We start from the raw sequence: 12,464 nt of genomic DNA on the forward strand, positions 1-12,464 counted from the left end.
TCACTTCACCTCGCTGTTCAATACTTCTGCTATATGCATCACTTTAATTGGCTTTCCTTTTCGGTTAATTCTTCCACCGATATTCATTAAGCAGCCACAATCAGCGCCAATTAATACGTCTGCACCTGTTTCTTCTATATGTCTTACCTTTTCATCTACCATTTGCTCTGAAATCGGAACCATTTTGACTGAAAAAGTTCCACCAAATCCACAGCAATCATGACTATTAGGAAGCGGTTTCACCTCTAATCCATCAACATTGTCTAATAGCTTCCCGGGTGCGTCCTTTACACCTAGTAAGCGTGTCATGTGACAGGATTTATGATAAGTTGCACAAGCCGGTAAACTAGCATTCACGTTTTCTACTTTTAGTACTTCGACAATAAACTGAGTTAATTCAAATGATTTTTTTGCTAATCCTTTAGCTTTTTCTTTCCATACTGGCTCATTTTCGAATAATTGACCGTATTCACGTAGCATCGCTACACATGAACCGGAAGGACCTACAACATAATCTGAATTCTCAAACGTACGAATCATGTGTTTTGCCACTTCTTTTGTTTCTTTATGATAGCCGCTATTAAAAGCAGGTTGTCCACAGCAGGTTTGCTGTTCTGGAAAATCAACTTCACAACCAAGCTTTTCTAAAAGCTCCACAGTGTGTTTTCCAACATTGGAATAAAACACATCTGCTAAACATGTAATAAATAAGGATACTTTCATTTCCTAATTCCCTCCATTCATTTTTGGAGCCATCTTTTTATTGATTATACTACTAAACCCACAAAATATCACCCGTTTTTATTTGTTTTTTTTGTTTTGTTTTTATTTTAGTTAGATTCCTGAGTTTTATTGGAGGATTTCAAAAATGATTTATTAGAATTAGTGAAGGATTTTTTGCTGATTTAGGGAGTGCTTTTGTCTCTCAAAGGCTGACTTTTGTCTTTCATTGCCCCTATGAGGGACTTTTCCATTCTGTGACGGATGACTTTTGTTTTTCATTGCCCCTGTGAGGGACTTTTCCCTCAAAGAGTAAATCCCTTTAGTACTTTACTCTCCTTAACCCATTTACAAAAACAAAAAAGCTGCTGAGTTTATAAACTCAACAGCTTTCATTTAATTATTTAGTTACAGTTGCATTTTCTTTTTCAGTTTGAGCTTCTGTATTTTCAGCTTTTGTCTCAGTATTACTCTTTTCAATAATTGATTTCAATTCACTGTAATCATACTTTGAACGGTCTACAGGAGTGAAATCTTGTGGTGTGTAGAAGCGTAAAAGATCTCCTTCTACAAGCTTGTCAGAGTAACTTAATTTCATTTCAGCAATTTCTTTTTGTTTAAGCACTTCTTCCGTTGCTTCTATTTCAGCTCCAGTCGCTGAATCAAAGTATTTACCACCAGTGGATACTACTTCCGGACTGACAAAGTCACCATTTCTAAATGGGACCAGTTCATCATGTTCTTCAGATAATAAATCTGTTCCAAATTGCACATACTGTTTTGTATCAACACCTAGTAAATGCAATAATGTTGGAAGAAGATCAATTTGACCACCATATTGGTGCATTGTTCCGCCTTCAAGACCAGGTGCATGAATAAATAATGGAACTCTTTGAAGACCTGTGCTTTCAAATTGCCCAACTTCTTTACCTAGAACTTTAGACATTGCTTTATTATGATTTTCTGAAATACCATAATGGTCACCATACATAACAACAATTGTGTTTTTATCTAAACCGGATTCTTTTAGATAATCAAAGAATTCCTTTAATGCCTCATCAGCATAACGTGCTGTCTGGAAGTAATTATCAACAGACATATCTCCAGTCGTATGAGGTTCAATTGTTGCTAATTCCTGATTCATTTTATAAGGATAATGATTTGTTACTGTAATAAATTTTGTATAAAACGGCTGTGGTAATGTTTCAAGTAATGGTTCTGATTGCTGGAAGAACGGCTTATCCATTAACCCGTATTCAGCAAGATCTTCTGGATTTAAATCATAATAACTAGAATCAAAGAAATAATCATATCCAAATGATTTATATATTTCGTCACGATTCCAGAAGGAACCTTTATTACCATGGAATACAGCTGACGTGTACCCTTCTTGACCTAAAATAGCTGGTGCTGATTGATACGTATTTAAACCTTTTGTTGAGAAAGCAGATCCTTGCGGAAGCCCAAACAACGAGTTTTCTAACATAAATTCAGCATCAGCTGTTTTTCCTTGTGCTGTTTGATGGAAAAAGTTATCGAAATACAATGTGTTAGAATCCTTTGTTAAAGAATTCAAAAACGGTGTTACTTCCTCTCCATTTAACTTATAATCGATAATAAAATTCTGAATCGATTCTAAGTGAAGATAAACGACATTCATTCCTTTTGCAGCACCAAAATATTCCGGATTTGGGCTTGCATAATTAGAACGAGTATAGTTAAGCACTTCTGTAATATCATTGCTATCCGCCATCGCACGTTTAGCAGATGCTTTTGTGCTTTGAACAGCATCATAAATCGTGTAATTGTACATACCCAAATATTTTACGATATAGTTTCGGTCAAATGTTCTTGTTAATAGCTGTGGACGATCTTTTTCAGCAAGTCCAAGGTTAATACTCATAATAAGAATTGCTGCTAATAGAACAGCCCCTACTTTTCTTAGCTTCATAACTGGTACTTGTTTGTATTGACGTCGGAATAAAATTCCTAACACAAGTATAATAATCGGATCTAAGAAAATTAAGAAATCTGTTGAATGCAATAGTGAAGTCACACTAGTACTAACATCCCCAAAGTTTTGCGTTTGAGTCAATGTTGGCAGTGTAATAAAATCACTAAAGAATCTGTAGTACACAACATTAGCAAACAATAAAAAGCTCATTGAAAAGTCAAACACAATTAGCCATAACAATTTTCTTTTTCTTGATAATAAAGATAACCCAAGGAACAATAGTGCTGATCCTAATGGATTGAAAAATAATAGAAACTCTTGTAAGCCATTTTCTAAGCCTAAATTAAATTCATTATGTTGAACGAAATATGTTTTTATCCATAATAATAAAACAGCTAAAAAGAAAAGGCTCATATAATTATTTTGGATGTTATTAAAAAACTTCCTCATTATTTCACCTCTTGTTCAATTTCAAATCAAAGTCATTCAATTATTCTATTAGATTTTCATCATAAAGTAAAGGTCTTGCTGTTAGTCTAATTTTCCCAAATATTCTTTATCAACTGTATTCCGGCATGTAAACAATATCATTAATTAGTCAACAACATGGTATAATGACCTATAATCCACCTTTTTCTTTTGGTAGAATAATATAATTTATTTTATTCATATTAACATATAGGAGAAATAGGCTCCACAGTATATAATAAAGATATAATATGTTTGATTTTTCACAATTTTGAGGTGCCCAATGTCATATAAAAAAATAATTTTTCTTACCGTAACGATAGGTATCATCATATTTTTGATTCCATACTGTATTCCCATTATTTTAGCATTGTTAACAGCTATATTATTAGAACCTGCTATACTGGTTGGAATGCGTTCATTAAAAATAAAACGGCAGCTAAGTGTAACAATTGTTTTTATCCTGTTTCTTTTAATTTTTGGATTAAGCGGCTATTGGATCATAACAACACTAGTCGTTCAATTGTTGGATGTGACGAAAAACTTTCCGGATTACTATTATCTTTTCGCAGATGAAGCACAAGAGTTATTCAAGCACTTCCAGGGATATTATATCCAAATCCCTAATGAATATCTTTCAACCATTCAGCAAGGGATAGAATCACTTAAAGACTTTGTTTTAGGATTAGCTACTTCCATTACGAAGAACCTGTTTGATTTTATTGCCTCTATTCCATTAATTTTAGTACACACGATTATTTATTTAGTAGCCATGTTTCTATTTTGCCTTGACTTGCCAAAAATTAAGATCAGAGTGCTAAGTATTTTTTCTAATTCGACTAGAGAAAAAATCGATTTGGTTGTTAGTCAATTGTTAAAAGCATTTATCGGCTTCTTTAAGGCACAAATCATCTTCTGTTTCATTACATTTATTTTGTCTTTTGTAGGGCTACTTATCTTAAAAGTAGAGTATGCACTTGTTTTATCACTTTGCGTTGTTTTGGTTGATATTCTTCCTATATTAGGGGCAGGTTCCTTCCTAGTTCCTTGGGCAATCTACAACTTTGTGTTTGGCAGCACACATCTCGGAATCGGATTAATTATCCTTTTCGTCGTAATTACGATTGTCCGAAGAGTAATAGAGCCTAAAATCCTTGGAGCCAGCATAGGGATCAGCGCACTTTCAGCTTTGATTAGTATGTATATTGGCTTTGAATTAATAGGATTCATAGGGTTGATCATTGGTCCTGCTCTCATTATTATCTTGCAAGCCTTATATCAAGCAGGATTTATTAAAATAGGTAAGCTGAACAAAATATAATAGGACTGTATCCCTTCTGTTTACAAACACCTACGTGTTGAAGAATAGAAGGGATTTTTTCACATAATTTATGAAAGAAAGATTTCATCATGCCGCTTGGGCATTGTATCATTTGTATAATAGCAGCTTGTGTTTTAAATAGAGGGACTTTTTATAAACATTACCAATATAAAGAGGATTTACTTGATGATATTATGGAAGATGTGATGGAGGATTTAAAATACTCATTCCGCGAGCCATATAAAGACAAAGAAACCTTCGAAATAGAACACTTAACGGTTGCTTCTATTAAAATTTTTGAACACGTAGAAATGAATAAAGAATTTTATAGCTTAATGTTAAAATCAAATGTTCTTTCCGGATTTCAAACCCGAGTTTGTGACGTGTTAAAAGATTTGGCTCTTCAAGATTTACAATCTCTGTTACCAGATTCCAATGTGAACCGTGAACTGCAGGTTACTTATCACTCCTATGCCATATTAGGTATGATCACCGAATGGATTAAAAATGGGTTTAAATATAGCTCCACCTATCTTGCAGCACAATTACTGGAGATTCTAAGGTATAATAAAGTAGATACTGTATTTAAATTAAGTGTGAATGAAGAGAATAAATAATATCACCTACTACATCGAGAGAGGTAAAATAATGAGTACAGAACAATTTAATCTACAAGACCTGAAAAAAGTAAAAATAGAATTAACACGATTTATGATGGCCTATCAATTTGCTTTAGATGAAATAAATACGAAAATTAATATTTTGAAGGATGAATTCACATATATACATGACTATAATCCAATTGAGCATGTAAAATCCCGCTTAAAATCACCCGAAAGTATCTTTAAAAAAGTGATAAAAAAAGAATGTCCTTTGTCTCTAGATTCTATTAAGGAAAATATTAGAGACATTGCTGGAATTAGAATTAACGTTTCATTTATTTCAGACATTTATGAAGTGAGCAAGCTGCTTGCAAACCAAAAAGATATTCGTGTTGTTGAATATAAAGATTACATCAAAAATCCAAAGCCTAATGGATATCAAAGTCTCCACATGATTTTGGAAATCCCTATTTTCATGTCAGATCGTGAGGAATTAGTAAGTGTGGAGGTACAAATTCGTACCATTGCGATGGACTTTTGGGCAAGTTTAGAACATAAAATCTATTATAAATATAATAAAGAAATCCCTAAAAGATTACGCCAAGAACTTAAGGATGCTGCGACCGTTGCGACACAGCTTGATCAAAAAATGGAGCGTCTAAACCGGGAGATTAATGCTTATAAAGAAACGGCAGCTGAGCAGGAAGAACTAGACTCTGTTATTACAATTGATAAAAATCAATTTCAGCTACCTTTAGCATTGATTGAGTCTTTCATTTCGGAAAAATAGTGACAAAATACCGTTCCCCCTCCTGGGAGACGGTATTTTGTCATTGAAAGCATTCACCTTTTTATTGCCTTCAACAACATCGCTTCCCCTAAAAAAGATCTAACCTGGTTATCTTCTATATTAATTCTAAATTTGGATTTTACCTTTTCCGGGGCGTTGAGAATAATATCTGTTAAATCTTCTATTACCTTTCCAGATAAATGCATCCGTTCACACCAATTCATAAATTCAAATTTTTTTTCAAAGCGAGAGAGTTCATGTATTTCGAATCCTTCTAATTCTATTTTCTGGATCCACTCTGTTTTTTTCCATGCACGATAATGGCTATAATCTCTTATTTTTTCAATTTCATTATAAAAGTGATCAAATAGTTCTTCCTCTGGTGCAACATTATCATCTAATAGAAATTGCCCTCCACTTTTTAGCACACGATAAACTTCACTTATAAACTTTTCAATATTTGGAAAATGGTGTGAAGCAATTCGACATGTAACGATATCAAATTGTTCATCTGAAAAAGGCATTTTTTCAGCATCACCTTCAACAAACATAACGTTTGAATGTCCATTATTATGAATAAACTTTTTACAAGCAGTCAGCATTTCCGGTGTCAAGTCCATGGCAGTTACGTTTTTGACTAAGGCAGCAAAAGCATTTGCCGTATGTCCGCCTCCAGTGGCGACATCTAAAACAACTTCGTTTCCAGTTATATCAGCCATTTCGAGCAATCTTTTCAGATCAGTACCTTTTCTGTGGATTTGGCTTTTTACATAATCATCAGCACTCCTGCTAAATTGCTTTTTCACATCGTTTTTGTTACTCAACTCATTCTCCCCCATCTCTTGTTTCCATATTTTATTAACTAAGTTTTATTATAGAGATCATAGCAAGATAAGAAAATTACATTCATTTTATGAAAGTAAATAAGGAAAAGTTATTATACACGCTGCTTTTTGCAAACTTTGTTGTTTTTTATGTATTTTAAATGGTGAGAAATTAGTTCGTTCCATCGAGCTCCAGACACTCCATGCGCCGGAGAGGAAGTTGAGCCTCGGCTTCGCCTGTGGGGTCTCAGCCTTTCCTCTATCTCCCGCAGGAGTCGAGTGTCCTGCTCCATTCCACTATAAAGTAATATTCATAAGCAACAATCTTTACGAAAACAGCTATTATAAAAAAAATTCTTAACACCTCATTATTAAGATGCTAAGAATTTTTCAGTTTGTATGTACCTTACTACTTACTTAATAAACCAACCATCTGAAGTCCGTGAACAATTCCATCTTCTTCAACAGACTTTGTCACATGTTTGGCTACTGCCTTTACCGTTTCTTCAGCATTTCCCATCGCTACACTATTTGTAATCTGGGAAAGCATTTCGATATCATTTAAACCGTCCCCAAATGCATATTGGCGTTCTGATGGGAATCCTAATTTTTCTACAATCTTTTCAATTCCTTTAGCTTTGGATCCTCCGTTAGGAAGAATATCAACAGATAATGGATGCCATCTGATAAAATCAAAGTCCTTGAAATTTTCTTCGTATTGCGTTTCTTCTCCTTCACGGCAGAAAAGAAGGGATTGATATAATTCACGACCTTTATAGTAGTGTGGGTCATGTGTAGGAAAACGATCAATTTTCAATGTGTTAATACTCTCATTTATATAAGCATGCTCTGGAACATTCGCTTTCATATCTTCATGGTCCATATACACAACAGGGTGCTCATTTGTAAGGGCAGTTTCTGTTAATTTTTCAAGTGAATCTATATTTAGCGGATTTGAATAAACGACTTCACCGTTTAATACAACATACTGACCGTTATAGCTGACATATGTATGAATATCTAATTCTTTTCGCAAATCCTCAAACATAAAGGGAGCTCGACCTGTTGCAATCGCGACTTCATGCCCCAGTTCTTTTAATTGAAAGATTGCTTCCTTCGTTGAGGCTGGCAATGTTTTATCATGTTTCAGCAAAGTTCCGTCAATATCAAAAAATATTACACTACGATTTGTCATGATGATTCCACCTTTCGTTTTTCTTTTCCACTTGTCATTATATAGTAAAAAAATGAAATTTTACATAAAACCTCCTTAAACGGTTCCTCTTTCAATAAATTGCACAGAAAATTCTTTATGTGTAACCTCCGCTTTAATTGCTTGTAGAAACATATTTTCTCCCATTTCCTTAAGTGGTAGTTCAAACGAGGTAATGTTCATCATTCTTGCGATTGGCTGGTTATCAAATCCAATAATCGCAAGTTGTTTCGGTATTGAAATGTTTAAACTTTGACAGGCTGTTACAATTCCGGCTGCCACCTGATCATTTGTCACAATTAGGGCCGATGGAGTAGTAGTCATTCCGAGGATTCTTTTTATCACTTTCTCACCGTCCTCAAAATAAAGACAATGATCAATAATATACTCCTGATTGTATTCTAACTGGTACTTGTTCACAAAATTCCTATAAGCCAACTCCCGCTGATGGCTATTCGTTCCAGTTTTTCTTCCTATACAATAGCCAATGTTTCTGTGACCTTTTTGATATAAATATTCTAGTGCATGAACAAATGTTTTGTAATGATCGATAAATGTTGTAGCTAACTCTTTTCCCTTCATATTTTCACACAACACGATCGGGCCATACTGTAAATATTCTTCTATAGTAGAAACCTGACAACTTCTTGAACAGATGACCAATGAATCAATTTGTTTGTGTTTTAACATGGCTAAAGCTTCCAATTCTCTACTTTCCATATAATCGGTTTGAAACAATACCAATTTGTAATTATGTTCAAACGCCTGCTTCGCTAACCCTTTTAGAAGGAGAGCAAAATATGGATGATCTGAGTAAGGTAGTACTACCCCCATCAATAACGTTTTTCCTCTGCTTAAATGAACAGCATTTATATTTTTATGGTAATTACTATCCTGTATCGCCTTCAAAACTGCATTCTTTTTTTCTTCACTAACATATGGATGGTTATTGATGACACGAGATACTGTTGTGACCGAAACTCCAGCCATTTTAGCTAAGTCTCTAATATTTGTCATATTCTCACCTTCACTCATTTTGCTAGTCTTTCTTTGATTTCATTCTACCATTGCTTTCAACAAAATAATCTTCAAAATTATTAATGGGTTTGACTTTTACCGATTGACCGGAACTTGTTATACACAAATAAGCTGCAGAATAGATAATAAAGCATAGTATCATTAGTCCAAACATAAGTATCTCTCCTCGCTTTTATTAATTCATTATGAGTGTAATGTATGAAACGCGTTCCAGGTCAATAGGTGAATGAAAAATACCAGAAAGCCATTCATAAAAAATCCCTCATACTTAGGACCATACATTTGGTGTCCATCAAAACCTCCCCATAGGCCATTCCGCGACGTCCATGTCATGCTGGCCTGCTGCTAGAGCCTACTAAAACCACCTAGCAAAAAGTAGACCCCCAAAACGATTGGAGTAACCATTGCACCCAGGAATACTGTTTTCTTCATCTTAATCTTTCCTCCTTTCGTACTCGATGTGTATAGTGTGAAGCAGAGTTTGGTGAACGTCCTGTGCTTCGGAGAGGGGTGGCGCGCGCTTATTCACAGTTCATAGAATTTTATAGTTACCTGAACGACAAAAAAGGACTACCACCATTAAATGGTAATAGACCTCTAAAAAATCTCTTACTACAACCCAAATAGATTAGGCAAGAATAGACTGATTTCCGGGATATATGTAACTAACACGACAATCATAATGATTGCAACATAAAACGGCACTAGTGGTTTTAGAAGTTTTTCAATCTTTACTCTACCTATACTCGCTCCTACAAATAATCCAGTACCGACAGGTGGCGTAATTGTTCCAATGCATAAGTTGAAAATAAAGAATATCCCGAAGTGAACCGGATCAATCCCCAAGTTAGTTGCTATCGGCAAAAAGATTGGTGTAAAAATTAAAATAGCTGGTGCGATATCCATGAAGGTACCAATCAACAATAATATAATCGTAATACACGCTAGAATAACAAACTTATTATCTGATATACCTAAAATGAGATTACTAATTGCCTCAGGTAAGCCAGTCAATGCCATGACAAACGACATACCTGATGACGCTGCAATTAAAAACATGATAATTCCAGTCATCTTAACAGCTTCTACTAAGACACTTGGTAATTGCTTTAGTGATATTGATCGATAAAATACAAGAGCTAGGAATAATGAATAGACCACACAAACGGCTGATGCCTCAATCGCTGTGAAAATACCAGTGAGTATTCCTCCGATAATAATGACAATCAATAATAAACTTGGAATTGCTTCAACAATGATCTTTTTTCCTTCATTAAAAGTAAGCCTCGGTGCTACTGGATACTTATTTTTCTTTGCAATAATATAGGCCACTAACATCACAGCTAATCCCCATAATATTCCTACAACATAACCACCCATAAATAAGGCTGCAATAGAAGTCCCTCCACTTATCAATGAGAAGATAATAAACGCTGAACTAGGCGGGATTAGCATACCTGTTGGTGCTGATGCAATATTAACTGCAGCTGAAAATGTTTTATCATAACCTTCTTTTTCTTGCAGTGGAATGAGCGTACCCCCAATGGCGGTTGAGGCAGCAATTGCAGAACCGGATATAGACCCGAAGAACATATTTCCAATAATATTTGTGTGAGCCAATGAACCAGGTATTCTACCACCTATCAACTTAGCTAAGTTTACTAGTTTGATAGCGATTCCACCATTATTCATAATAATTCCCGACAAGATGAAAAATGGAACCGCTAATAAAGAGAAGCTATCTAAACTTGTGATCATCTTTTGTGCGGATGTAAATACAGACACATCAAATGGTAAAACAATTAAAACGGTAGCTAATGAGGCTGCTGCTATACTAATAGCAATTGGTATACCTATAAACATAAGCACTGCAAAAACACTAATTAAAATTAAACTAGCTTGTAACTCCATGTATCTCTCACCTACTTTCAATTAATGGGACTTCACGTATCAGCTTGCTTTTCTCTCTACGATCCTATTTATTTTTTTCTTCCTATTTAAAATATCCAGTATATTGATCGCACTATAAAAAAGAATGAATACTCCTGACAACGGTAACGCCAAATATACATATCCCATCGGCAAATGCAGTGCTGGAGAAATCTGAGCCATCGTTAGAGAGACAGCCTTAGCCCCACCATATACCATGATCGTCGCAGAGAATAATAGGAAAAATACTTGAATGACGATATCTAATTTATTTGCAGATTCTTCGTCTAGACGGTCTCTCAAATATGTAATGGCAATATGCTCACTTCTTCCAACAACATATGCAGTTGCAAGCATTGCAAGCCAAATTAAACTATACCTTAACAGCTCTTCTGTAAATGTACTAGGATTTTTCAAAATAAAACGACTTAACACCTGCCAGGTTGCAACCGCTATCATAACTAAGAATAAAGCACACGTCAGAAATTCTATGACTCTATCGACACTTTTCTTTACATGTCTCATCGTATCGCCCTCTATCATTTATTTTCCTTCATCTTCATGATCTCTTCATATAGCTGTTTAAACGTTTCATTTTCAGCAAACTCATCATGTAACGGCTGCACCGCTTCCTGGAATGGTTCTTTATCAACTTCATTAAAGACCACATTAAATTCATTTTCTGATCTTTCTTTTGCTTGATCTACTGCATCTTTCCAAACAACTTTTTCAAATTCTGTAGACTCTTTTGCAGCCTCGTATATAGCCTCTTGTTGATCTTTTGTTAAGGCTTCTAATGTTTCTTTATTAATGACCATTATATCTGGAACTCTTGTATGTTCATCATACGAATAATATTTCGCTACTTCACCATGACCGGCTTCTGTAATGGCAAACTCATTATTTTCTGCACCATCTAATATACCTTGTTGTAAGGAGGTATAAACCTCGCCGCTATCCATAGGTGTTGGTGAACCACCTAGCAGTTGAACCATTTTTATTGCCGTTTGACTTTGCATAACCCTGATTTTCTTTCCTTTTAAATCAGCAGGTTTTTCAATAGGACCCTCTGTCATATAAAAACTCCTTTGACCTGAATCATAATAGGTCAACCCAATAAACCCCAGTTGTTCTGTTGATTGATAAATAGGTTTAACAAGATCGCTATCCATAACCCGATAGAAATGATCTTCATTATCAAACAAATACGGAAGTCCAAATATGGAATATTGATTTGAGAAGCTTTCCAGTGCTGACCCACTAACTTTCGTAATATCTACTGCACCTGTTTGTGTTAATTCAATTAATTCCCGTTCTCCACCAAGTTGACTATCCGGAAAATATTCAACTGTTACTTCACCATTTGTTTTCTCAGACAGAAGCTTTCCAAACTCGGCCATCGCATCTTTAACAGGCTGACTATTACTTGCATAAGCAAATCTCAAGACTATGGAATCGTTCTCATTTTTGCTATAACCAGTAACTAAAATAACAGACAATAAGCCTATTATCATAACCGGAATGATTTTCTTCAATTTATTTCCCCCTTTGTCCATGTTTTAAATAGACTTGGTGTCAATTGAACCAAGTCTATTTAAATGAAAT

At 34.8% G+C, this 12,464-nt stretch carries 12 protein-coding genes; 3 read left to right on the forward strand and 9 right to left on the reverse strand.

The window, feature by feature from the left end; translation table 11 throughout:
• Positions 1-723 (reverse strand): (Fe-S)-binding protein, encoded by a 723-nt coding sequence (locus AC0L8O_RS16075; RefSeq protein WP_473443713.1) that lies wholly within the window; start codon positions 721-723, stop codon positions 1-3.
• 397 nt (positions 724-1,120) lie between these two features.
• Positions 1,121-3,124, reverse strand: coding sequence for a lipoteichoic acid synthase (gene ltaS / locus AC0L8O_RS16080; RefSeq protein ID WP_473443715.1), 2,004 nt, complete (start codon positions 3,122-3,124; stop codon positions 1,121-1,123).
• A 301-nt stretch (positions 3,125-3,425) separates the two neighbouring features.
• Between ltaS and ytvI the strand changes: the two genes are divergently transcribed.
• The 3 genes from ytvI to AC0L8O_RS16095 all read left to right on the forward strand — a co-directional run bounded on the left by ytvI (position 3,426) and on the right by AC0L8O_RS16095 (position 5,855).
• Positions 3,426-4,463, forward strand: coding sequence for a sporulation integral membrane protein YtvI (gene ytvI, locus AC0L8O_RS16085; protein ID WP_473443717.1), 1,038 nt, complete (start codon positions 3,426-3,428; stop codon positions 4,461-4,463).
• A gap of 89 nt (positions 4,464-4,552) precedes the next feature.
• Positions 4,553-5,080 carry a TetR-like C-terminal domain-containing protein gene (locus tag AC0L8O_RS16090; RefSeq protein WP_473443719.1) on the forward strand — a complete coding sequence of 176 codons (528 nt, stop codon included), beginning with the start codon at positions 4,553-4,555 and terminating at the stop codon, positions 5,078-5,080.
• Positions 5,081-5,111: 31 nt separating this feature from the next.
• Entirely contained in the window at positions 5,112-5,855 is a 744-nt protein-coding gene (locus AC0L8O_RS16095; protein WP_026559443.1) for a GTP pyrophosphokinase, read from the forward strand.
• Between the two features lie 53 nt (positions 5,856-5,908).
• On the opposite strand, the gene AC0L8O_RS16100 is transcribed toward AC0L8O_RS16095, so the two are convergent.
• The 7 genes from AC0L8O_RS16100 to AC0L8O_RS16130 all read right to left on the reverse strand — a co-directional run bounded on the left by AC0L8O_RS16100 (position 5,909) and on the right by AC0L8O_RS16130 (position 12,394).
• On the reverse strand, positions 5,909-6,679 hold the full coding sequence (locus AC0L8O_RS16100; protein ID WP_473443722.1) for a class I SAM-dependent methyltransferase: 771 nt from the start codon (positions 6,677-6,679) through the stop codon (positions 5,909-5,911).
• A gap of 409 nt (positions 6,680-7,088) precedes the next feature.
• On the reverse strand, positions 7,089-7,874 hold the full coding sequence (locus AC0L8O_RS16105; RefSeq protein ID WP_473443724.1) for a Cof-type HAD-IIB family hydrolase: 786 nt from the start codon (positions 7,872-7,874) through the stop codon (positions 7,089-7,091).
• A gap of 75 nt (positions 7,875-7,949) precedes the next feature.
• Positions 7,950-8,909 (reverse strand): LacI family DNA-binding transcriptional regulator, encoded by a 960-nt coding sequence (locus AC0L8O_RS16110; RefSeq protein WP_473443726.1) that lies wholly within the window; start codon positions 8,907-8,909, stop codon positions 7,950-7,952.
• A 22-nt stretch (positions 8,910-8,931) separates the two neighbouring features.
• A complete protein-coding gene (locus AC0L8O_RS16115) occupies positions 8,932-9,084 on the reverse strand; it encodes a hypothetical protein (RefSeq protein WP_473443728.1) in 153 nt (50 codons plus the stop codon).
• A gap of 458 nt (positions 9,085-9,542) precedes the next feature.
• Positions 9,543-10,841: a TRAP transporter large permease gene (locus AC0L8O_RS16120; RefSeq protein ID WP_473443730.1), complete on the reverse strand. Its 1,299-nt coding sequence runs from the start codon at positions 10,839-10,841 to the stop codon at positions 9,543-9,545.
• A gap of 39 nt (positions 10,842-10,880) precedes the next feature.
• Positions 10,881-11,384, reverse strand: coding sequence for a TRAP transporter small permease (locus tag AC0L8O_RS16125; protein ID WP_473443732.1), 504 nt, complete (start codon positions 11,382-11,384; stop codon positions 10,881-10,883).
• A 14-nt stretch (positions 11,385-11,398) separates the two neighbouring features.
• On the reverse strand, positions 11,399-12,394 hold the full coding sequence (locus AC0L8O_RS16130; protein ID WP_473443734.1) for a TRAP transporter substrate-binding protein: 996 nt from the start codon (positions 12,392-12,394) through the stop codon (positions 11,399-11,401).
• Positions 12,395-12,464 lie beyond the last annotated feature (70 nt).

The sequence above is a fragment of the Metabacillus sp. KJ11-3 genome (assembly GCF_055808295.1).

What these genes read in the sequence shown, in the direction of transcription:
- AC0L8O_RS16075 (WP_473443713.1), bottom strand. Translation starts at nt 723, where the DNA reads ATGAAAGTATCCTTATTTATTACATGTTTAGCAGATGTGTTTTATTCC.
- ltaS (WP_473443715.1), bottom strand. Translation starts at nt 3,124, where the DNA reads ATGAGGAAGTTTTTTAATAACATCCAAAATAATTATATGAGCCTTTTC.
- ytvI (WP_473443717.1), top strand. Translation starts at nt 3,426, where the DNA reads ATGTCATATAAAAAAATAATTTTTCTTACCGTAACGATAGGTATCATC.
- AC0L8O_RS16090 (WP_473443719.1), top strand. Translation starts at nt 4,553, where the DNA reads ATGCCGCTTGGGCATTGTATCATTTGTATAATAGCAGCTTGTGTTTTA.
- AC0L8O_RS16095 (WP_026559443.1), top strand. Translation starts at nt 5,112, where the DNA reads ATGAGTACAGAACAATTTAATCTACAAGACCTGAAAAAAGTAAAAATA.
- AC0L8O_RS16105 (WP_473443724.1), bottom strand. Translation starts at nt 7,874, where the DNA reads ATGACAAATCGTAGTGTAATATTTTTTGATATTGACGGAACTTTGCTG.
- AC0L8O_RS16110 (WP_473443726.1), bottom strand. Translation starts at nt 8,909, where the DNA reads ATGACAAATATTAGAGACTTAGCTAAAATGGCTGGAGTTTCGGTCACA.
- AC0L8O_RS16115 (WP_473443728.1), bottom strand. Translation starts at nt 9,084, where the DNA reads ATGTTTGGACTAATGATACTATGCTTTATTATCTATTCTGCAGCTTAT.
- AC0L8O_RS16120 (WP_473443730.1), bottom strand. Translation starts at nt 10,841, where the DNA reads ATGGAGTTACAAGCTAGTTTAATTTTAATTAGTGTTTTTGCAGTGCTT.
- AC0L8O_RS16125 (WP_473443732.1), bottom strand. Translation starts at nt 11,384, where the DNA reads ATGAGACATGTAAAGAAAAGTGTCGATAGAGTCATAGAATTTCTGACG.